This is a genomic window from Cellulomonas sp. KU4C, assembly GCF_056868065.1.
Genome location: NZ_CP200322.1, coordinates 1,226,680 through 1,247,690, shown reverse-complemented (window position 1 = coordinate 1,247,690; position 21,011 = coordinate 1,226,680). Strand labels below are relative to the sequence as shown.

Sequence of the window (21,011 nt, the reverse complement as noted above, 5' to 3'; positions counted from 1 at the left end):
TAGAACCACGCACCACGGTAGGTCTCGGAGTCGGTCGTCTCCTCGCGGGCGGGGGTGAGCCCCAGCGGGCCTTGATCGGACGCGCACAGGGCCTCAGTAGGTGAACTGGGACACCCGCCCGCGCAGGTCCTCGGACATGCGCGCGAGGTCGGCGACGGCGTCGCCCATCTGCCCGACCGTCTGCGACGACGTGCTGGACGCGGCCGCGACGCCCGTGATGTTCGCGGCGATCTCTCCGGACCCCGTCGCGGCCTCGGCCACGGACCGCGACATCTCCGTGGTGGTCGCCGTCTGCTCCTCCACCGCCGAGGCGATCGTCAGCTGGCGGACGATGTCCTCGGTCGCCTTCGCCGTCTCCTGCGCCAGCTCCTTGACCTCACCGGCCACGACCGCGAAGCCCTTGCCGGCCTCACCGGCGCGGGCGGCCTCGATGGTCGCGTTCAGGGCCAGCAGGTTGGTCTGCTCGGCGATGCTCGTGATCGCCTTGACCACGTTGCCGATCTCCTGGCTGGACTCGCCCAGGCGGGTGACCTGCTCGTTCGTCGCCGCCGCCACGTCCGTGGCCTGGCCGGCGACCTTCGCCGCCTGGGAGGCGTTCTGCGCGATCTCCCGGATGCTGGCGCCCATCTCCTCCGCGCCCGCGGCGACCGTCTGCACGTTGCGCGAGACCTGCTCGGCCGCGGCCGCCACGACACCGGCCTGCGCCGAGGTGTCGTCCGAACCCGCCGAGACCTGAGCCGACGCCGCAGACAGCTCCTCCGCGGCGGTCGCCACGGCGTGCGCGGTCTCGACGACCCCCGCCATCGTCGCCCGCAGGCTGGTCTGCGCCGCGGCGAGCGCGCCGGCCATCTCGCCGAGCTCGTCGCGCGACCGCACCTCGGGCACGCGCGTCAGGTCACCGGTGGCCATCGCCTCGGCGGTCGCGCGCACCCGGCCCGCGGCCCGGGCCATCGAGCCCGCCGTGCGCAACCCGAGCAGCAGGGCCGCCGCCACGCCGACCACCAGCATCACGCCCGTGACCATCCGGCCGGTCGCCGCCGCGGACGCCGCGGCCTCGGTGGCCTCGACCGTCCGGGCGCGCAGGGAGTCGAGCAGCGCCGTCGTCGCGTCGCCGATCGCGTAGTAGACGTCGTACGCGTCCCCGACGACCAGCGCGTCCCCGGCGTCCAGCGACGCGGGCGTGCCCTCCTCGTACGCGGCGACCACCCGGTCGTCGGCGGCGAAGAAGTCCTCCCACAGCGCCTCGATCTGCGAGAACGACCCACGCTCGTCCTCGGTCAGCAGCGTCGGGTCGACGTCCGCGAGGGCCCCGCGCAGCGTCTCGACCGAGTCGAGGTAGCCGGCCCGGTTCGGGTTGTCGGCCGACACGGCCGCAGCGGCGCCGATCCGCCGGGTGTCCCAGGCGTACGCGACCTGCCAGCCCGAGACGTCCGCATTCATCGTGCGGACCTCGCCGACCTCCGTCGACACCTGCTGCAGTTCCGCGAGCCGCTCGTTCGCCCCCGCGACCTGGCTCAAAGCGACCTGCGACCCGATGCCCGCGACCACCGCGGTGACCGCACCGACCGCCGCCACACCCAGCACCTTGGCCCGCACACCCGTCCACCGGCTGCGCCTCGTGACCTCGCCCATGGTGTTCTCCCGACCTTCCGTGCTCCGTCCCCCGACCCCCGTCGGATCGGTGCGCGTCGAGCGGTGCTCAGCGGAACCGGGCAGGCTCACCCAGGACCGGCGTCACGCCCTGCGAGGATGGCGGGGTGTCCGATCCCCGCACCGCCGCCGTCCTGCCCGTGCTCGACCCGCCCGCCCTGCCGCTCGACGCCGACATCCGGCTGGTCGTCAGCGACATGGACGGCTCGCTCCTCGACGAGCGCGGACGTGTCCCCGAGCAGCTGTGGCCCCTGCTGACGGAGATGGACCGACGGGGCATCGCGTTCGTGCCCGCGAGCGGCCGCCAGTACGCCAACCTGCGGGAGCTCTTCGGCGACCGCGGCGCCGACCTCACCTACATCGCGGAGAACGGCGCCTACGTCGTCCACGGCGATGAGCCGGTCTCGACCGACCCCCTCCCGGAGTCGGACGTGCCCGTCGTCATCCAGCACGTCCGTGACCTCGCGGCGGCCGGAGGGAACGTCGGCATGGTGCTGTGCGGGCAGCGCGCCGGGTACATCGAGCGGGGCGACGGGGCGTTCGAGGAGCACGCCGCCCGGCACTACGCGTGGCTGGAGCAGGTCGACGACCTCACCGCCGTCGACGACGTGGTGCTGAAGATCGCGGTGTTCGACTTCGGCTCCGTCGAGGAGGTCACCGCCCCGGCCTTCGCAGACCTCGCCGAGCGGTTGCGGGTCGTGGTGTCCGGTCAGCACTGGCTGGATGTCATGAACCCCGACGCCGACAAGGGGCACGCCCTGCGCCGGGTGCAGGACCGCCTCGGCGTCACCGCCGAGCAGACGATGGCGTTCGGCGACTACCTCAACGACGCCGGGATGCTCGACGCCGCGCACTGGTCCTGCGCGATGGACAACGCCCACCCGGACGTGCGCGCGCGGGCGCGGTACGTGGTGCCGGCGAACACCCGCAACGGCGTCGTGCGGACGGTGGCCGCAGCCCTCGGGATGACGATCCCCGGCTGACCCGACCGGGAAGACGCGGGCAGCGATGCAGGTCAGCGCGACACCCCGCGCTCCCGGACCACACCACCTACCCGCGGCTGAGTGGAGCGCCCCAAAGCCACTCAGCCGCGCGTGGCTGCCACCCAACATGCAGGACGAGGTGGTCGTGGTGCTCCCCTCCCCCGGGAGCATCTCCCGCATCCGCTCGACGACGACGGCGTGCCGGCTCCGACCGGCCGGCGCCGCCCGAGAGCCCCGCGAGAGAGAAGGCAGACTCCCATGACCACGACACGTCCCCCACGCGACGCACGGCAGACGGGCGCGTGCCTGATCCGCCGCGGCCTCGGCGCCGCCCTCGTCTCGAGCCTCGCACTCGGGTCGGTCCTCGCGGTCGGCGCCACCGCGTTGACCAACGCGCTCGTCGCCGACGACCTCCGCAACACCATCGCCGGTCTGACCGCGCAGCACATGTGGTCCACCGACGGCGGCGGAGCTGGTCGCAGGGCGCCCCCGACCTGCAGTTCACGGGCACCGTCTCGGTCGTCGTCGCCGAGCTCGACGCGACCGCGCTCGCCGCGACGCCGTACGTCGCGGCGGCGAGCTACGCCACCCCCCACACGCTCGTGAGCCACGACGGGTCGATCTGGTCGAACAAGTGGTACGCGAACCCCGGTGAGGCCCCGGGCTCGAACGAGGTCTGGACGCTCGTCAAGAAGCTCGACATCCGCGTCGTGGGCACCTTCGAGTTCACGCCGTGGTCCGGCGCGACCGCGACCGCGTTCCAGGCCGAATCCCGCCGGGCAAGCATCGAGCAGAAGAAGATCGTCGGGTACTTCCCCGAGTGGGGCATCTACGACGGCCACGAGAACTACATGGTCTCGGACATCCCGATGGACAAGATCACCCACCTCAACTACGGGTTCGCCCTGCTCGAGCAGGACGCCCAGGGCGAGTGGTACCTCGGTATTGCCGACCCGTGGGCGGCGCTGCCCGACGGCGGCGGCCACGACCTGTACGGCAAGGTCGCGAAGGCGACCGCCGCGGCGGGGGTCGAGAACATGCTGTCCATCGGCGGCTGGACCAACTCGGAGAACGGCGAGTTCGAGGCCGCGACCGCCACCGAGGCGAGGTCCGAGGCGCTGGCCCAGAAGATGGTCGACTTCATGGTCGAGCACGGGTTCACCGGCCTCGACATCGACTGGGAGTACCCGTCCGACGCCCAGGGTGGCGTCCAGTTCGAGCGGCTCATCAGGCAGGTCAAGGCGAAGCTGACCGCGCTCGGCAGAGCGAACGACGACTACTACCCGCTCACCATCGCCGTCAGTCCGAACCACACCAAGATGGACTTCATCCACCCGAAGGCGATGATCGACCTCGTCGACGCGATCAACGTGATGTCGTACGACTACCACGGCGCCTTCGACCCCGTCACCGGTCACAACGCCCCGCTGAACGCCGGCTCCCTCGCCGCGGACCAGAAGTTCAGCCTCGAGGGGACCTTCACGGAGTTCCACGAGGTCCACGGGGTCCCGAAGAACCAGCTCCTCGTCGGCGTGCCCTACTACGGCCGCGGCTGGGGCGACGTCGAGCCCACCGAGCTGATCCCCGGCCTGCCCGGCCTCGGCGCGCCCGGCACGGCCACCGTCCAGGGCGCCTGGGACGACTCCGGCCTCTACACCGGCTCCAACCCCTGGTACGTGCTCAAGCGCATGGAGCAGGACCCCGCGTACACGAAGTACTGGGACGACGAGGCGAAGGTCCCGTACCTGTACAACGCCTCGACCAAGCAGTTCTTCACCTACGACGACCCGCGTTCGGTGCAGGCGAAGGTCGACTTCATCAAGAAGAACAACTACGGCGGCGCCATCATCTGGGACCTCTCGGGTGACACGCGCGACCAGGAGCTCGGCTCGATCGTCGCCCAGGTGCTCGACACCTCCACGTACCCGGAGCCGGAGCCGGAGCCGGAGCCGGAGCCGGAGCCGGCCGTCCCCGCCGCGGGCGTGCCCTACGCCACGGCGTCCACCACGCGGATCGCCTCGGGGGTCGTGCTCGGTGACGGCACCGCGACCCACACCCTGTCGGTCACCTTGAAGGACGCCAACGGAGACGCCGTGACGGGCCTGGCCGGCGCGCAGTTCCCCGCCGAGGTGAAGGTCGCCGGCATCGACGCGAAGATCGGCGCGTTCAGGGAGAGCGGATCGGGCATGTACTACGCGTACGTCACCTCGACGCAGGCCGGCACCGCGACCATCACCGTCTCCCTGGACGGCACCGCGATCGGTACGCCCGTCTTCGCCGAGTTCAGCCAGTACGTGCCGGGCAAGGCCGACAAGAGCAAGTCCAGCATCCGCGTCACGTCCGACTCCCAGCTCCCGGACGGCAAGCAGGCCCACACCGTCACCGTCATCCTCAAGGACGCCTCGGGCAAGGCCGTCACCGGCCAGGCCGCGCAGCTTCCCGATCGACGTCACCTTCAAGGAGAAGGTCGGCACCACCTACGTCGCCACCGACAAGCTGACGACGTCCACCTGGAAGGAGACCTCGACCAAGGGCACCTACGAGATGCCCGTCACCTCGACCACCCAGGGAACCTTCGTCGTCTACGGCCACCTCAACGGGTCGCAGATCCCGACCGGGACCTCCGTGTTCACCTACGGGCCCGCCGCGACGGGCATCGTCGACACCACCCGGTCGACGAGCCGGATCGCCAGCGGGACCGTGCTCGGTGACGGCACCGCCACCCACACCGTCACGGTCACCCTCAAGGACGCAGCGGGCAACCCCGTCACCGGCCTCGCCGGCGCGAAGTTCCCCGCCACGACCACCCTCAACGCGTCCGGTGCCAAGGTCGGCTCGTTCATCGAGAGCGCCGCGAAGGGCACCTACTACGCCTACCTCACCTCGACCGAGCCCGGCGTGGTGTCGGTCGACGTCACCCTCGACGGCAAGGCCATCGGCGCCACCAACAAGGCCGAGTTCAGCGAGTACGTCCCCGGCCAGGCCGACCGGTCCACGTCGAGCACCAAGGTCCTGGCCGGCTCCAAGCTGGCCGACGGCCGCGACGCGCACACGATCGTCGTGAACCTCAAGGACGCCGCCGGCAAGATCATCACCGGCAAGGCCGGGTCGGCCATGCCCGTGACGATCACGCTCTCCGGTGCTCAGGGAGCGGCCACTACCGGCCTGTCGGTGTCCCCGTTCGTCGAGACCCCGGTCAAGGGCACCTACGAGGCCAAGGTCACCTCCACGACGGCCGGCACCTTCCACGCCACCGGCCGCCTCGACACCGGCCAGCTCGCGGTGAGCGGCACGGCCATGTCCTTCCTGGACAACAAGGTCGGCTGACCCCACCCGCAGGACCACGGCGGGCGCCCCGCCGGTGCGACGAGCACCGGCGGGACGCCCGCCGCCTGCGTTCGCGCCTCACCACCCGTGCAGGACGGGCTCATCACCGGCGTACGCCTCGAACACCGCACGCTCCTCGTCGCTGAACGGCCGCGGCGCGTGGCTCTCGCGGTCCAGCTGGACCATGCGGGAGCGTGCGCGCAGGTAGACGACCGGCTCGGCGCCAGAGGCGGTGCGGCGGTCCGCCGCGGGCGCGTCGAGCACCTCGTAGCCGAAGTCCACCGACGAGCGCCCGATCCGCGGCACCCACACGTCGACCGCGACCGGCTCCGGGCGGAAGGCCAGCGGCGCGAGGTACTCGATCTCGTGCTTGACCACGACGAGGAGCGACGCGGTCGGCCGACCCGCCGGGTCCACGCCCATCGACGGGAACAGGGCGAACCGCGCGTCGTCCAGGAACCGCAGGTAGGCGGCGTTGTTGACGTGCGCGAACAGGTCGACGTCGGACCACCGGACCTGCATGGTCACGCGTCCGCGGCGAGGGGTGGGGGCAGCGGGGTCGGTCACCGGATCAGGGTAGGCCGCGCTCCGGGGCTGCCACCGCGACGGCGGGCTCCGTCGGGACCGCCCGGCGACGGCGCAGACGGCCCTGCGCGAGCAGGATGCCGATCAGCACCAGGGCTGCGCCCGCGGGCTCGTGCCAACCGAGCCGCTCACCCAGCACCAGAACCCCGAGGGCGACGCCGACGACGGGCGTGATGTACGTGACGGTGCTGGTCGCCGTCGGTCCCCACCGCAGCAGGACGTGGATGTACCAGATGTAGACGATCCCCGTCCCGAGCACGCCGAGCACGACGAGGCTCCCGACGATCGCGGGCGTGAGCTCGACGGGAGAGGTCACCACCCACGGCGTGACCAGCAGCATCACCAGCGCGCCGCAGGCGATCTGCAGGAACGCTGTGGTGACCGCGGGCACGCCGCGGCCGGTGACGAAGCGCCGCAGGTAGCCGAACGTGAGCCCGTAGCAGAGGGCGGCCCCGAGGCACGCCACCTGACCAGCGATCTCGTCGACCGCGCCCTCGCCCGCGAGCCGCCACGGGGCGCTCAGCACGACGACCCCCGCGAGCCCGACGACCACGCCGACGACCTGGTCGCGCGTGAGGCGTTCCACCCGGAGCGCGAGGGTCACCACGAGGACGGTCATCAAAGGGGTCGTGGCGTTGTACACCGACGCGATGCCCGAGGAGACGTGCTGCTCCGCCCACGCGAACAGCGTGTAGGGGGCTGCGCAGCCGAGGAACCCGACGGCGACGAAGTGACCCCACATCGCCGCCGAGCGCGGCAGCGGGCTGCGGGTGGCCAGCATGACGCCGCCCAGCGCGAGCGCGCCGAGCATCAGCCGGGTCCACGCGACCTGCAACGGCGTGGTGCCGTCCAGGGCGACCTTCATGAACAGGAAGCTGGCGCCCCACACGACACCCATGCCGAGGAACTGGGCGACGGTGCTGGGGTCGGGCCGTCGGGCCCCGGTCTGCTCGGTCACCCGCGCACACTACGTCCGGCCGCCGACACGGTCCGGCGGAGGTCGGACGTCGCGGACCGACCTGCGGACCGACCCCGGTCGCGGGACCTCACCCGTCAGCCGCGGCGTGCAGCGCCGCGATGTCGATCTTCTGCATCCCGAGCATCGCCTGCATCGCCCGCTGCGCGCGCCCTGGGTCCGGGTCCTGGAGCAGCTCCCCGAGCGCGGTCGGCACGATCTGCCAGGACAGCCCGAAGCGGTCCTTGAGCCACCCGCACCGCGAGGGTTCGCCGCCGCCGGCGACCAGCCCGTCCCAGAGTGCGTCGACCTCCTCCTGGGTGCTGACGGACACGAAGAACGAGAACGCCTCGGTGAACCGGAACTGCGGCCCGGCGTTCAGGGCCTCGACCGGGAGCCCGTCGAGCTCGAACGACACCGACATCACGGTGCCCGGCGCGACGTCCGGGGCCCCGTCCGGGTACGTCCGGGTGTCGAGCACGCGCGAGTTCGGGATCAGGGAGACGTACAGGTCGGCGGCCTCGGCGGCCTGGTCGTCGAACCACAGGAAGGGGTGGACGCGGGTCTGCACGGGGGCCTCCTCGGCTCGGGTGGACCCAGTGTGCTCCCCGGGGTCGCGAGCACCGGTCAGAACGGCGGTGGCTCGTCGTCGGGGTGGCGGGTGGTGGTGCGGAGGGTGTCGTCGGTGCCGGGCCGGGTGCGGTACGTGTGTCCGGTCGGTGTCACCCACTGGAACCGTCCCGGGGCGTACTGGTGCAGGGTGTGGCCGCCGTCGGTCTTGAGGCGGTGGTCCCGGTGGCACAGGGGCGCGACGTTGTCGGCGCTGGTCGTGCCCAGGGGGGTGCCGGGCGGGTCGCCGGGCCGGCGGCGGTATCCGCGCGTGTGGTCGAGCTCGGCGTGCCGCGCGGGCAGGGTGCACCCGGGGCGCACGCAGGTCTTGTCCCGGAGCCGCACGTGCTCGGCGAGCGCGGTGGGTGGTCGGTAGCGGGTCCGCCCGACGTCGAGCACCGCGCCGGAGGCGGGGTCGGTGACGAGGCGCCGCCACGTGCCGCCGGCGGCGAGGGCCCGGGCGCGGGTGGCGGCGACCGGGCCGTACCCGTCGAGGTGCGCGGGCCGGTCGTCGAGGTCGAGCAGGGTGTCTGCGGAGACGGTGACCCAGACGGTGACGCCGGGTCGCGGTCCGAGGGCCAGCGGGTCGAGGCCGGGGACCGGGGGCGCGGTGTCCGATCCGGTGTCCGACGAGGTGGCCGCGTCGGAGGTGTCCACGACCGCGGGCGCGCCCACCACCAGGTCCCGCAGCCCGTCGGCGCGCAGCTGGTCGAGCGTGCGCTCGTCGCCGAGGTTCTTCGCGGCGGCCGCGGCGTGCTGGAGCACCCCGTCGACCCGCAGGGCGTCCTCGGCGGGCAGCAGCAGCGACATCGAGGCCATCCCGTCGGGCATCGCCCGGGGTCGACCGACGCGCCGCGCGGCGCGGGCGGCGTCCTCGCGGTGCTGGGCGCCGTGGGCGTCGACCTCGAGGAGCGCCGTGGTGACGTCACCCTCGAGCTGGGCCAGGGTCCGGCGTCCCGCTCCGGGCAGCACCCGGTCCTCGACGGCGGTGGCGACCTGCCAGGGCAGGTCCGCGAGCCGGTCGACCAGGAGGCGGGCACGGGCGGGGTCGACGTCCCCGGAGGCCAGGGCGGCTCCGGTGGCCTGCAGCGTCTGGTCGTAGGCGACCCCCTCGCGCACGAGGCGGTTGGCGGCGAGCCGGGAGGTGGCCATGCGGATCGCGAGCTCGTCGCCGGCGACCGACCGCTGTGCCGGGGGCGGCCCGGCGAGGCGGCTCCACTGGGGGTCCATCTCCGGGCACGCCGCGAGGCGGGCCGCCCACCGGGCGGTGCGGGCGTGCGCCCACGCCTCGACCCGGGCCGCGGCAACGACGGCCTCGACCATGACCGCGGACGGCAGCGCGTCCGGGTCGACCCGGTCCAGCCAGTCCGCGAGCTCGACCCCGGGGACGGCGGCCTCGAGCAGCGCGACCTGCCGGCGGGTCTCCTGCCCGATGCGGTCGTGGGACCGGGCAGACGGGTCCTCGGCCGGGACGGCACGCCACCGCTCGCGCACCTCCGGCGGCACCGGCAGCGCGTCCCAGTCGGGACCGGGACCACCGGCCCGCACGGCGGCCTGCGCGGCCTCCCGCGCTGCGGTGCGCGCGACGAGGCTCGACCCGAACGGGTACGGGTGGGGCGCGCCGTCACGGGCGCCAGCGGGGTACGCGCCGGCGGGCGTGTCCCCCGGGTGCTCCTGCCCGTCTGCTGCCATGCCACCGACCGTAGGCACCCCGCCCCGGCACCGGGTGCCCCCGACGGCCCGACCTGGGGACGACGCGCGACCCCCGCACCTGTGGACGGCTCGGCACCCGCTCGCCGTCAGGCCCCGCCCTCAGCGCGCGGCGGGGCGGCCCGTCCGCTCCCCGACCGCGACCGCTCCGGGGAGCGCGAACCGGCGTGCGGTGGCGACGGTCGGCGCGACGAGCGCGGCCGGCAGCAGGAACGCGAGCGCGAGACCCGGCCCGTCGGCGAGCAGCCCGACGGCGACCGCCCCGAGGACCGCCCCGGCGTAGGTGAAGAGGTTGACCCGGGCGACCACCTCGTCCACGCGGGCCGGGTCGAGCTCGCCGGCGGCGGAGAACGCCAGCGGCACCAGTGCGCCGACGCCGACGCCGACCACCGCGAACCCGATGACGGCGGCGACGGCGCTCGGCACGAGTGCGACGAGGACCAGCCCGAGGGTGGCCGCGGTCGCGGTCGTGGCGGCGACGGGTGCGCGCCCGACGTGTCGCACGGCCCGGTCACCGACGAGGCGCGTGACCAGCACGGACGCCTGGTAGGCGGCGTAGCCGAGCGGGGCGGTGCCCGCCGAGGCGAGCAGCACGTCGTGCAGGTACACGGTGCTCCAGGTGCTGACCGCCGAGTCCGCGACGAACGCGGCCAGCACCACGCTGCCGAACACGACGATCCCGCGGGCCGGCAACGGCACGCGCGGCGACGGCGCGACCGCGGGTCCTCCGCCGGCGAGCGGGACGTCGACGGGCACGAGCCGGCCCCGGCCGAGCACCAGCGCGCCGGCCAGGAGCGCCGCGGCGAGCAGCATGGCCCCGGCTGCGCCCGGCACCCCGGTGCCCCCGACCAGCGCGGACATGACGAGCGCCCCGGCGACGGCCGCCGCGGTGTAGCAGGCGAAGAACCCGGACATCACCGGCCGCCCGACCCGTCGCTGCACGAGCACGCCCTGGATCCCACCGGCCGCGTCGACGAGGCCCAGCCCGAGGCCGTAGAGCCCCAGCCCTGCGACGAACGGCACCAGCGGCGTGGACAGCGCCGCGACCGGCAGGGCGACCGCCTGCGCGGCGAGCCCGCCGAGGAGCGCGACCCGGCTCCCCCGCCGGACGGCCACGCGTTCCGCGACGACGGACCCCGCGGCGGCGGTGAGGCAGACGAGCAGCACGACCAGGGACACCGCGGTGTCGTCGATGCCCTGCCGCTCCTTGACGGCGGGTAGTGCCGTCACGACCGTCGCGTAGCCGAAGCCCTGCGCGGCGTACGCGGCCGCGACCGCGACCCGCGCGGCTCCCGTCAGCTCTCTCGTGCCCATCCGTCCTCGCCCGCTCGTCCTCGGTCCGGGGCGGCGCGTCGTCGGGCCGTCGTCTGCGTGTCACCGTGCTGGTGGAGCCGTGGAGCCGTGGATCCGTGGAGCCGTGGATCAGGTGGAGCCGCGTCAGCCGCCGAGCTCGGGGTGCCGGGCCCGCACGATCCCGAACGCCTCGTGCGCGACCTCGACTGTCCGGGCGATGTCCGCGGAGGTGAGGGCCGCGTTGATGAAGTGGTTGTGGTGCGACGTGAGGAACACGCCGCGCTGCACGCACTCGGCGACCCACTCCTGGTGCAGCATCAGCGAGTCGTCCTCGGCGAGCCGCAGGTAGAACAGCGCGGGTGCGCCGGACGCGACGAGGCGCATCCCGTGGTCGGCCGCCGCCGCGACGAGCCCGGTGGTGAGCTCGGTGCCGAGCCGGTCGAACAGGGCGGGCCCGTCGATCTCGCGGAGCTTGGTGAGGGTCGCGATGCCGGCGGCGAACGGGACGGCGCTCATCCAGTACGAACCGGTGTACGACAGGCTGCTGACGACGTCCTTGAGCGAGTCCCGGCCGCAGAGAGCGGAGACGTTGTACCCGTTCGCGAGGGCCTTGCAGAAGCAGATCAGGTCGGCCTGGAACCCGAAGTGGTGGTCGGAGCCGGCGAGGTCGAGCCGGAAGCCGGCACGCACGTCGTCGACGATCAGCACGATGCCGTGCTCGTCGCAGAGCCGGCGCACGGCCTGCCAGAACCCGGGACTCGGCAGCCGGTTGTCGACGAAGTTGCCGTGCATGTACGGCTGGGCGATCAGGCCCGCGATCTCGCCGCGGTGCTCGGACAGCAGCCGCTCGAGCGCGGGCAGGTCGTCCCAGGGCGCGTAGAGGTTGTGGGCGACGTCCTCCTCGAGGACGCCGGGGTAGTCGAGCTTCTGCGTCCACGGCGCGACGCCGTGGTAGAACCCGTCGAAGAACACGATCTTCTTGCGCCGGGTGGCGGCCCGGGCCGTCATGACCGCGAGGGTCGTGGTGTCGCCGCCGTTCTTGGCGAAGAAGGCCCAGTCGGCGCTCGCGACGGTGTCGACGAGCAGCTCGGCGAAGTCGACCATGATCGTCGACGGGATCGTGACGACGTCCTCGAGGCGGGCCTGGGCCTCGGCGGCGGCGCGCACGTCGGGGTCGCCGTACCCGAGCACGTTGGGCCCGTAGCCGCACATGTAGTCGATGTACTCGTTGCCGTCGACGTCCCAGAACCGGGTGCCCTCGGCCCGCTGGGAGAACAGCGGGAACGCGGTGGTCGGGACGTAGCAGCCCTCCGCGGGTCCCTGGTGGCCGTAGATGCCGGACGGGACGACGCGCAGCGCGCGGTCGAACGCCTCGCGGCTCTTCGCGTAGGTGTACGGGGTCGTGGTCATCGCGCTCACTCTCCGAGGTACTGGCCGACGCGGTCGAGGACGCGGTTGACGTTGTCGACCATCGAGACGGTGCCGCGCATCGCCATCCGGCCGTCGCCGAGGCACGCCATCGCGCTGACCCGGCCCGCGAGCAGCGCGCCCGCGGTGTCGAGGTCGGCGAACGTGAGCGCGGCGCGCGGGTGCGGGGACGGTTCGGGCAGGAACGTCATCCGGTGGTCGCGGACCCGCAGGGTGTAGGCGAGCGCGCCGGTGACCTCGAGCGCCACGTCCCCGTCCCCGATCAGGTGCGCGCTGAACCGGCCGGCGCGGTCCTCGTTGGCGACCTGGGCGGCGGCGGCGACCGCGACGTGCAGGGTCAGCGCGGTGCTGGTCGCCCGGAACCCCGGGTCGGCGAGGTCCTCGCCGGACGGCCGCAGGTAGCGGGTGAGCAGCTCGGTGAGCGGTGCGAACACGTGCAGCAGGAACGGCACCCGGTGGAACCCGGTCACCGGCACGGGTCGGGCGTCGCCCGCGATGACGCGGTTGAACGCGGCGGGCGAGGCGAACGGCAGCACGACGGTGGCGACGGCGCGGTCCGGGACGACGCGCACCTGCCCGTTGCGGAACGCGAGCACCGCGCGCGGGCCGCCCCGCACGACGAACGCGAGCGACACCGGCCGCGGGTCGGCGGCGAGCAGCGCGCGGGCCTCCGGGACGCGACGCACGAGCTCGGGCAGGGTGCCGAGGACGGCGAGCAGGTTGACGTGCGCGGCGACCCGCGGGTCGGTGTCAGTGAGCACGGTCGTCCTCCTGGTGGTCGGTGGTGGCCCCGACCGGCTCGGCGAGCGACGCCAGCGCCCCCGCGGCGAACCGCGCGGTGGTCCGGGCGGCGGCCGTGTCGCGGTCGGCGAGCCAGGTGGTGGTGAGCCCCTCGGTGACCATGACCAGCGCCCGTGCGACCTCGTCGAGGGGGACGGTCCACCGGCTGCGGGCCGCGAGCGCCGCGGCGGACAGGCTGGCGCGGGCGGAGGCGCGGTAGACGTCGTACTGGCCGACGAGCGACGCCCGCTGCCCGGTGGTGCGCATGGCGTACAGGGCGAGCTCGAGCAGCGCCTGCTCACGGGCGGGGTCGGCGGCGAGCAGGGTCACGTACCGGTCGAGGCCGTCGCGCAGGACGTCGACGAGGGCGGGTGGCTCGTCGTCGCCCGGCGCGGCGGCGACCGGCAGGAGGCCCGCCTCGGCGGTGCGCCGCTCCTGGGCGGTGACCTCGGCGATCACCGCCTCCATCAGGTGCTCGCGGGACGGGAACGCGTAGTGGAGGCTCGCGAGCGACATGCCGGCCTCGGCGACGACGGCTCGGGTCGTGGCACCGGCGACGCCGTCCCGTGCGATGACCCGCACGGTGGCGTCCACGAGGGCGCGGCGCCGGTCCTCGACGGCCATCCGGGGCATGTCAGCCGACCTCCGGCTCGCGGGCCAGCCGGCGCGCGACGTGCAGGACGACCCGGCGGGGCACCAGTCCGGCGGCGACGGCGGTCACGCGGTTCCGCAGCCCGGCGACGACCGACGGGGGCGGGTCGCGCCGGTCGAGCGCGCGGAACGCGACGTCGACGATCTGCGGCACCGGCAGCACCTGCCCGATCCGGAACCCGTCGGACCCGGCGACGTCGAAGAACTCGGTCTCCGCGGGGCCGGGCGCGAGGGCGAGGACCCGGAGCCGCCCGCCGCGGTGCTCGGCCCACAGGGCCTCGGTGAGGGACCGCACGTACGCCTTGGTCGCCGCGTACACGGCGAACGACGGCCCGGGCTGGTACGCGGCGGTGCTGGTGATGTTGACCAGGATGCCGCGCCGGGACGCAGCCAGGTCGGGCAGCAGCAGCCGGGACAGCAGGGTGAGGGCGGTGACGTTGACCTGGATCTCCGCGGCGACCCGGTCGGGCTCCTCGCCCTCGAACGGGCCGTAGGTGCCGAATCCGGCGCTGTTCACCAGCGCGTCGACGAGTACGCCGCGGCTCTCCAGCTCGCGGACGAGCGCACCCGGGGCGGCGGGGTCGGCCAGGTCGGCGGTCAGCACCGTCGACGCCGCGCCGTGGTCGGCCTCGAGCCGGGCGGCGAGCTCGACGAGCCGGTCCTCGCGGCGGGCGACGAGCACGAGGTCGTACCCGCGGGCGGCGAACCGGCGCGCGAACTCGGCGCCGATGCCGGACGAGGCGCCGGTGACGACGGCGACGGGGCGGGGGTGCGGGGCGATGACGGGTCTCCTCGGGGGCGGCCGACCAGTGGGTCGATCGACCCAGAACGCACTGTGCCAGGCGCCGCGGCCGTTGACCACGCCCCGGCCGCAGCCGTAACGCAGCGGTAACGCCGCGTGCCCCGAACGGCTCAGCGGCCGGCGCAGGCCACGCAGGTGCTCGCGGTGGGCAGGGCCTGGAGGCGCTCGGCGGGGACGGGGCGGTGGCACCGGGTGCACGTGCCGTAGGTGCCGGCGTCGATCCGGGCGAGGGCCGCGTCGACCTCGGCGATCCGCTCGCGCATGTCGTGGGTGAGGGCGTCGAGGATGCGCCGCTCGTAGGCGATCGTCGACCCCTCGGGGTCGTGCTCGTCGTCGGTGACGGACTCCCGGGCGGCGGAGACGACGGCGTCCCGCTCGGCGTCGGTGCCCGCGAGGCGGGCCACGGCCTCGCGCCGGCGCTCCCGGAGCACCGCCGCGATCTCCACCACGTCGAGGTCGGGCATGAGCCCATTATCCGCCCGTCGGCCGTCCCGCGCCCGGTCACGGGACGCGGCGCGCGCTCGGGCGGGGCTCAGCGGCGGCCGTCCGCGAGCAGCCGGGCCTTGGCGGTGGCGAACTCCTCGTCGGTGAGCGCGCCGTCGCGGTGCAGCCGGTCGAGGCGCTCCAGGTCGTCGACGACGGTCCCGGCGGGAGCGGACGGCCGCGGCGACGACGCCGACGGGGCACTGGCCGACCGGGCCCGCGGCCGGTCACCGTCGCGGCCGACGTGACGGTCGCCCGGCAGCGGCAGCAGCGCCCGCACGGCCTCGTCGCGCGCGGTCCGGGTGGCGGCGGTGAGCGGCTGGCCGGGCACGACCACCCGCATGCGCTCCGCGTCGTCGGGGCGCGCGGGGTCGTACCAGGCACGGGGGGCGTGCCGGAACGCGTCGCGCGGCACCTCGGTCCGGACGGCGTGCCGCACGCCGCGGTCGTCGTCGAAGTGCACGGTCGCCCGGCACCGAGTGCCGTCGACGTCCTCGTAGTCGGTGACCCGCGCCCAGGTCCGGGTGAGCCCGCGGGCGCGGGCGACCGTGGACGGCCCGAGACTGCGCACGGCACCGGCGACGGCCGCGACGACGGCCAGCGCGAGGACCACGCCGAGGACGATGCTCGTGCGGCGGACGCCCTGCTCGGTGTTGAGGTGGTCGCGCACCGCGGCCTGCAGACCCGCGAGCCACGCGGCGCTGCCGACCGCGACCACCAGCCCGGGGGTCGCCCGCCGGGTGAGCGGGGCCAGCACGCCCAGGGCCGCGGCCAGGACCAGGATGCCGAGCACGGGCGCGGCCCCGGCGAAGTCGTCGGTCGCGCACGTCCCGGCGGCGCACTCCCAGGAGACGGTCCGCCACTCGTGCGCGCCGAACCACAGCAGCCACCCGCCGGACGCGGCGACCCCGGCTCCGACGAGGGCCCGGACCACGGTGCCGGAGACGTCGGTGGACAGGACGGACGGGACCCGGGGTGCGGCACTCACGCACCCCATCCTGCCAACCCGCGCCCGCCGGCGCCGGTGCGTCACGCGACCGTCATCGGCCGGGGCTAGCCTGCGGCGGTGCCCCGCATCGCCCCCCACGCCCGCGCCGTCCCCGCCTCCGGCATCCGCCGGGTGCTCGAGCTCGCGTGGACCCGCCCGGACGCGGTGGTGCTGTGCGTCGGCGAGCCCGACCTGCCGACCGCGCCGCACGTCCTGGCCGCGGCCCGCGACGCGCTCGACCGCGACGACACCCGGTACACGCCGAACGGCGGCATCGCCCCGCTGCGGGACGCGGTGGCCGCCCGGCTCGACCCGGAGCACGCGCCGGCGGTGCGCCGGGACAACGTGTGGGTCACCGCCGGGGGTGCGCAGGCCCTGCACCTCGCGCTGAGCCTGACGGTCGGCGCGGGCGACGGGGTGCTGGTCCCGGACCCCGGGTACCCGCCGTTCACGATGGCCACCCGGCTGCTCCAGGCCGAGCCGCAGCCGTACGCGCTGCGCCCCGAGGACGGGTTCCTCCCGGACCCGGCGGCGGTGGAGGCCGCGATCACCGACCGCACCCGGGTCCTGCTGCTGAACTCGCCGTCGAACCCGCTGGGCACGGTGCTCCCGGCCGACCTGGTCGCCGAGCTGGTGGACGTCGCCCGGCGGCACGACCTGTGGGTGCTGTCCGACGAGGCGTACGCGGCGTTCACGTACGACGCCCCGCACGTCCCGGCGGCGCGGTTCGACACCGACGGCCGGGTGCTGACGCTGCACACGTTCTCCAAGACGCACGCGATGACCGGGTTCCGGGTCGGGGTGCTGGTGGTGCCGGACGCGATGGCCCCGCTGATGCCCCGGCTGCAGGAGTCGGTGATCTCGTGCGTGAACACCCCCGCGCAGTACGCGGCGCTCGCGGCGCTGACCGGCCCGCAGGACGCCGTCGACCACGCGCGGGCCACGTACCGGGCGCACCGCGACCTCGCGACGGGCCTGCTGGACGCGGCCGGGATCCCCTGGCTGCCCGCCGCCGGGGGCATCTACCTGTGGGCGGACGTCTCCCACGCCACCGACGGTGACGTCGCGGCCTGGGCGGAGGACCTGGTCCGGACGGCGGGGGTGGCGGTCGCGCCCGGGTCGGCGTTCGGCCCGCGGGGCGAGGGCTGGGCGCGGATCTCGCTGACCGCCACGGCCGACGACCTCCGGACGGGGCTGTCGAGGCTGCCGGGGCGGGCACCCGTGACGCCCTCATATGACGAGGGATAACGTTCGCCATATGAGGACCGAGGCCCCCCCGCTCCTGCCCATCTTCCGGTCGACGACCCAAGCCCGTCTGCTGCTGCGCGTGCTCACCAGCGACGTCGGCCTGACGGCGACCCAGCTGTCCCGAGCGCTCGACGCCCCCGAGCCCACCGTCTCCCGCGAGGCACGGCGCCTGCTCGACGCGGGCCTGCTGCGGGGCGAGCGGGTCGGACGTGCGGTCCTGCTCCGTCCCGCCGAGGACAACCCGGCGATCCCGCCGCTGCGTCAGCTGCTCATCGTCACCTTCGGCCCGTCCCGGCTGCTCGAGGTGGCACTGACGGGCATCGCGGGGATCGACGAGGCCTACGTGCACGGCTCCTGGGCGGCGCGGTTCCACGGCGAACCAGGCGGCCCGCCCGGGGACATCGACGTGCTGGTCGTCGGGTCACCCGATCGCGGGTCGGTCGACGCCGCGCTCCTGGAGGCCGAGGCCGTCCTCGGGCGTGAGGTCAACGCGACGTACCTCACCGAGGAACGCTGGACACGGGACGACGACCCGTTCGTCCGCCAGGTCCGCGCACGACCGCGGGTCCGTCTGGCCCTCGGCGCGGACGACCAGGAGGCTGCCCGGTGAACGGGTGGGGCCAGGGTCGGGCCTCGATCGACCAGATGATCGTCCGCGGCACCCTCGAGCCCGTGCCGGCCGACCCCGAGGGTGCCGGCGCGCCGCTCGCCAAGGCCCGGGTCCACCTCCGATCGGCCGCGCTGCTCGCCGATGACGACGTCGAGCTCGCGTACGACGCGCTCCACGCGGCGAACCGCAAGGCGCTGACCGCCGTCCTGCTGGCCCAGGGACTCCGTCCGACGCGTGCCGGGGGTCATGTCGCGGTGTACGAGGCCGTCCACGCCCAGCTGCACCCGCCGCTGGGGCCGCGGCTCGCGCCGTACCAGCGCATCCGCCGTGCCCGCAACGACGGCGACTACCTCAACGAGCTTGCGTGCCCGCGGTGAGGACGTCCGCGCCGACCTGCCGCTCTGCGAACGGATCGTCGACCTCGCGGCGACCGTGCTCCCCCAGCTTCCGCCCTACGTGTAGGTGGTCGTACCGCGATCGCGGTCGGCGCCCGCGAGCGCGACCTCGAACGCCCCGAGCACCCGTGGCGAGAACAGCACGAACCGCACCAGGTCCACGCCGTCGGGGTGGACGTCCGCCCAGCCGCGCACGGCTGCGACGGCGTGCGCGGCGACGGCGTCCGCCGACCAGCCGTAGACGCCCGCGCTGACGGCCGGGAACGCGACGGTCCGGGCGCCGAGCCCGGCGGCGACGTCGAGCGACCGCGTGAAGCACGACCGCAGCAGGGCGGGGTCGGTCTGACCGGCGCGGGCGTCCGGTCCGACGGTGTGGACGACCCACCGGGCGCGGAGCCGACCGGCACCGGTGGCGACGGCGTCCCCGGTCGGCAGGCCGTCCGGCAGCGTGGTGCGGCGCAGCTCGCGGCACGCCGCCAGCAGCCCGGGGCCCGCGGCGGCGTGGATCGCGCCGTCGACACCGCCCCCGCCGAGCAGGGAGGAGTTCGCGGCGTTCACCACCGCGTCGACGTCCTGGACGGTGATGTCGCCGGCGACGGCCTCGATGCGCACGACCCCATCGTCGCGCGCGCCGCGGCGGTCCGTCCTACGGTGGGCCGACAGCGCCGACCCCGGGAGGACCTCGTGACCGTACCCATCCCCACCGAGCCGGTCCCCACCGGCCCCGACGGCACCGAGCCGGTGCCGGTCGGACACGAGGACGTGCCGGAGCTCGAGTACGACGAGACCGTCCCGCCGCGCCCCGAGGAGGACGTGGCCGACGTCGCCCGCGCCGTCCCGGACCCCGCCGGGCACGGCGGACCGACCCCGGACCAGATCCGGCCCTGACCCCCGGGCAGGCCCGCGCGCCCGCTGACCTGCGCTAACGTCGGGGTCCATGCAGAGCCGCACCAAGGTCGACGTCGACCGCCCCGTCCTGGACCTCCTCGTGCGCGAGGTGCTGGGCGCCGACGCCCCCGTGACCCGGGTGCGCGAGCTCACGGACGGGATGTTCAACGCCGCCTACGGGGTCGACCTCGGGGACGGCACGGCCGTCGTGGTGAAGGTCGCCCCGCCGCCGGGGACGCCGGTGCTCACGTACGAGCGCGACCTGATGCGGGCCGAGGTGGACTTCTACCGGCGGGCCGCGGGTGTGGTCCCGGTGCCCGCGGTGCTCGGCGTCGACCTGACGCGGTCCCGGGTCGACCGGGACGTCCTGGTCATGGAGCACCTGCGCGGCACGCCGCTGGAGTCCGTGCGCCGCGAACTGCCGGCCGCCGAGGCCGCGACGGTGCAGCGCGAGCTCGGTGCGGCGGTCGCACGGCTGCGCGCGGTGACGGGCACCCGGTTCGGCTACGACCGCCCGGACGGCTCGCTGTCCGCCGCCACCTGGTCCGGGGCGCTGCGCGCGATGGTCGAGGCCCTGGTGGTGGACGCGGACCACTACCGGGTGCGGCTGTCGGGACGCGCGCGCGGGCTGCCGGACCTGGTCACGGCCGCCGCCGACGTGCTCGACGCCGCGGTTCCGGTCCCGGTGCTGACGCACTTCGACCTGTGGGAGGGCAACGTCTTCGTGGCGCCGGGCGAGGACGGCGCGCCGCACCTGGAGGCGGTGGTCGACGGGGAGCGGGCGTTCTGGGGCGACCCGCTCGCGGAGCTGGTGTCGACGTCGCTGTTCCGCGACCCCGCGCAGGCGACGGACTTCCTGGCCGGGTACGCGGCGGAGGCGGGCGAGCCCCTGGACCTCGGCACGGACGCGCAGCTGCGCCTGACGCTCTACCGCGCGTACCTGTGCCTGATCATGACCGTGGAGGGAGCCCCGCGCGGCTACGGCCCGGAGGGTCGGGCGGGCGTCGCGTTCGCCCGCCGGCGCCTCGCCGCGGAGCTCCGCACGCTGCACCGCGTGCTCGGCTGACGGTGTTCACCCCCGGCGGGTCCGCCGGTGGGGGCGACCGCTGCGGTGGTCGTGAGGCATGCTGGTCGGCGTGCAGATCCGGGAGATGCAGGAGGACGACTGGCAGACGGTCCGCGACGTGCGCCTGCGCGCGCTCCGCGAGGACCCGGAGGTGTTCGGCTCGTCCCTCGCCCGCGAGGAGATGTTCGCCGAGACGCACTGGCGGATGCGCCTGCGCAGCGCCCGCACGTGGGTGTCGCTCGACGCCGGCGGCACCGCGCGCGGGCTGGTCGGGATGATCGAGGAGCCCGGCTCGCCGAAGTCCGACCGGCACGTCGTCCAGCTGTGGGTCGCCCCGGAGGCGCGGCGGCACGGCATCGGCTGGTCGCTGCTGGACGCGGTCCGGGCCGCGGCGCTCGCGGACGGCGCGGCGACGGTGTCCCTGTGGGTGGTGGACGGCAACCACGCGGCGGGCGACCTGGTGGTGCGCGCGGGCTTCGTCCGGACGCAGGAGCGGCACAAGCTGACCCGCGACCCCACGCAGTCCGAGGAGCGGCTGGTGCTGCGGCTCACCTGAGCGC

At 74.8% G+C, this 21,011-nt stretch carries 22 protein-coding genes; 9 read left to right on the top strand and 13 right to left on the bottom strand.

Features of this window, described 5'->3' with window-relative positions; all coding sequences use genetic code 11:
- Positions 1 to 93: 93 nt before the first annotated feature.
- Positions 94 to 1,632, bottom strand: coding sequence for a methyl-accepting chemotaxis protein (locus tag AC1VL8_RS05950; RefSeq protein ID WP_483074523.1), 1,539 nt, complete (start codon positions 1,630 to 1,632; stop codon positions 94 to 96).
- A 125-nt stretch (positions 1,633 to 1,757) separates the two neighbouring features.
- On the opposite strand from AC1VL8_RS05950, the gene AC1VL8_RS05945 reads away from it, so the two are divergent.
- From AC1VL8_RS05945 to AC1VL8_RS05935, 3 genes are all read left to right on the top strand, one after another.
- On the top strand, positions 1,758 to 2,633 hold the full coding sequence (locus tag AC1VL8_RS05945; RefSeq protein ID WP_483074522.1) for a Cof-type HAD-IIB family hydrolase: 876 nt from the start codon (positions 1,758 to 1,760) through the stop codon (positions 2,631 to 2,633).
- Positions 2,634 to 3,082: 449 nt separating this feature from the next.
- Positions 3,083 to 5,344, top strand: a complete 2,262-nt coding sequence (locus tag AC1VL8_RS05940; RefSeq protein WP_483074521.1) for a glycosyl hydrolase family 18 protein — start codon at positions 3,083 to 3,085, stop codon at positions 5,342 to 5,344.
- Positions 5,259 to 5,960, top strand: coding sequence for an invasin domain 3-containing protein (locus AC1VL8_RS05935; RefSeq protein WP_483074520.1), 702 nt, complete (start codon positions 5,259 to 5,261; stop codon positions 5,958 to 5,960). Before AC1VL8_RS05940 ends, AC1VL8_RS05935 begins: the two co-directional genes overlap by 86 nt.
- Before the next feature lie 78 nt (positions 5,961 to 6,038).
- Here the strand turns inward: AC1VL8_RS05935 and AC1VL8_RS05930 are convergent, their stop codons facing one another.
- The 11 genes from AC1VL8_RS05930 to AC1VL8_RS05880 form a co-directional block, all read right to left on the bottom strand.
- The gene (locus tag AC1VL8_RS05930; RefSeq protein WP_483074519.1) at positions 6,039 to 6,527 is read right to left on the bottom strand and encodes an acyl-CoA thioesterase; all 489 of its coding nucleotides are present in this window, start codon (positions 6,525 to 6,527) and stop codon (positions 6,039 to 6,041) included.
- Positions 6,528 to 6,531: 4 nt separating this feature from the next.
- Positions 6,532 to 7,503 carry a DMT family transporter gene (locus AC1VL8_RS05925; protein ID WP_483074518.1) on the bottom strand — a complete coding sequence of 324 codons (972 nt, stop codon included), beginning with the start codon at positions 7,501 to 7,503 and terminating at the stop codon, positions 6,532 to 6,534.
- A gap of 88 nt (positions 7,504 to 7,591) precedes the next feature.
- Positions 7,592 to 8,071: a VOC family protein gene (locus AC1VL8_RS05920; RefSeq protein ID WP_483074517.1), complete on the bottom strand. Its 480-nt coding sequence runs from the start codon at positions 8,069 to 8,071 to the stop codon at positions 7,592 to 7,594.
- Positions 8,072 to 8,127: 56 nt separating this feature from the next.
- Positions 8,128 to 9,801, bottom strand: coding sequence for an HNH endonuclease signature motif containing protein (locus AC1VL8_RS05915; protein ID WP_483074516.1), 1,674 nt, complete (start codon positions 9,799 to 9,801; stop codon positions 8,128 to 8,130).
- A gap of 120 nt (positions 9,802 to 9,921) precedes the next feature.
- On the bottom strand, positions 9,922 to 11,133 hold the full coding sequence (locus tag AC1VL8_RS05910; protein WP_483074515.1) for an MFS transporter: 1,212 nt from the start codon (positions 11,131 to 11,133) through the stop codon (positions 9,922 to 9,924).
- A gap of 123 nt (positions 11,134 to 11,256) precedes the next feature.
- Complete coding sequence (locus tag AC1VL8_RS05905; RefSeq protein ID WP_389233655.1) at positions 11,257 to 12,522, bottom strand: aminotransferase class III-fold pyridoxal phosphate-dependent enzyme; 1,266 nt, start codon at positions 12,520 to 12,522, stop codon at positions 11,257 to 11,259.
- Between the two features lie 5 nt (positions 12,523 to 12,527).
- Complete coding sequence (locus tag AC1VL8_RS05900) at positions 12,528 to 13,301, bottom strand: hypothetical protein (RefSeq protein ID WP_483074514.1); 774 nt, start codon at positions 13,299 to 13,301, stop codon at positions 12,528 to 12,530.
- Positions 13,291 to 13,953 (bottom strand): TetR/AcrR family transcriptional regulator, encoded by a 663-nt coding sequence (locus AC1VL8_RS05895; protein ID WP_483074513.1) that lies wholly within the window; start codon positions 13,951 to 13,953, stop codon positions 13,291 to 13,293. Before AC1VL8_RS05895 ends, AC1VL8_RS05900 begins: the two co-directional genes overlap by 11 nt.
- A gap of 1 nt (position 13,954) precedes the next feature.
- A complete protein-coding gene (locus AC1VL8_RS05890; protein ID WP_483074512.1) occupies positions 13,955 to 14,833 on the bottom strand; it encodes an SDR family NAD(P)-dependent oxidoreductase in 879 nt (292 codons plus the stop codon).
- Between the two features lie 50 nt (positions 14,834 to 14,883).
- Positions 14,884 to 15,237 carry a TraR/DksA family transcriptional regulator gene (locus AC1VL8_RS05885; RefSeq protein WP_483074511.1) on the bottom strand — a complete coding sequence of 118 codons (354 nt, stop codon included), beginning with the start codon at positions 15,235 to 15,237 and terminating at the stop codon, positions 14,884 to 14,886.
- A gap of 68 nt (positions 15,238 to 15,305) precedes the next feature.
- Entirely contained in the window at positions 15,306 to 16,244 is a 939-nt protein-coding gene (locus AC1VL8_RS05880; protein WP_483074510.1) for an SHOCT domain-containing protein, read from the bottom strand.
- Between the two features lie 78 nt (positions 16,245 to 16,322).
- Here AC1VL8_RS05880 and AC1VL8_RS05875 point away from each other — a divergent pair, with 78 nt between their 5' ends.
- Genes AC1VL8_RS05875 through AC1VL8_RS05865 form a run of 3 tightly spaced genes read left to right on the top strand, consistent with a single transcriptional unit; the run spans position 16,323 to position 18,479 of the window.
- Positions 16,323 to 17,492, top strand: a complete 1,170-nt coding sequence (locus AC1VL8_RS05875) for a pyridoxal phosphate-dependent aminotransferase (RefSeq protein ID WP_483074509.1) — start codon at positions 16,323 to 16,325, stop codon at positions 17,490 to 17,492.
- A 10-nt stretch (positions 17,493 to 17,502) separates the two neighbouring features.
- Positions 17,503 to 18,102 (top strand): ArsR family transcriptional regulator, encoded by a 600-nt coding sequence (locus AC1VL8_RS05870; protein WP_483074508.1) that lies wholly within the window; start codon positions 17,503 to 17,505, stop codon positions 18,100 to 18,102.
- The gene (locus tag AC1VL8_RS05865; protein ID WP_483074507.1) at positions 18,099 to 18,479 is read left to right on the top strand and encodes a hypothetical protein; all 381 of its coding nucleotides are present in this window, start codon (positions 18,099 to 18,101) and stop codon (positions 18,477 to 18,479) included. Before AC1VL8_RS05870 ends, AC1VL8_RS05865 begins: the two co-directional genes overlap by 4 nt.
- A gap of 75 nt (positions 18,480 to 18,554) precedes the next feature.
- On the opposite strand, the gene AC1VL8_RS05860 is transcribed toward AC1VL8_RS05865, so the two are convergent.
- Positions 18,555 to 19,109, bottom strand: a complete 555-nt coding sequence (locus AC1VL8_RS05860; RefSeq protein WP_483074506.1) for an O-acetyl-ADP-ribose deacetylase — start codon at positions 19,107 to 19,109, stop codon at positions 18,555 to 18,557.
- 72 nt (positions 19,110 to 19,181) lie between these two features.
- On the opposite strand from AC1VL8_RS05860, the gene AC1VL8_RS05855 reads away from it, so the two are divergent.
- From AC1VL8_RS05855 to AC1VL8_RS05845, 3 genes are read left to right on the top strand one after another with little or no spacing between them, the layout of a single operon-like run.
- On the top strand, positions 19,182 to 19,385 hold the full coding sequence (locus AC1VL8_RS05855) for a hypothetical protein (RefSeq protein WP_483074505.1): 204 nt from the start codon (positions 19,182 to 19,184) through the stop codon (positions 19,383 to 19,385).
- Positions 19,386 to 19,434: 49 nt separating this feature from the next.
- Entirely contained in the window at positions 19,435 to 20,451 is a 1,017-nt protein-coding gene (locus AC1VL8_RS05850; RefSeq protein ID WP_483074504.1) for a phosphotransferase family protein, read from the top strand.
- A gap of 58 nt (positions 20,452 to 20,509) precedes the next feature.
- Positions 20,510 to 21,007 carry a GNAT family N-acetyltransferase gene (locus AC1VL8_RS05845; protein ID WP_483074503.1) on the top strand — a complete coding sequence of 166 codons (498 nt, stop codon included), beginning with the start codon at positions 20,510 to 20,512 and terminating at the stop codon, positions 21,005 to 21,007.
- The last annotated feature ends 4 nt before the right edge of the window (positions 21,008 to 21,011 follow it).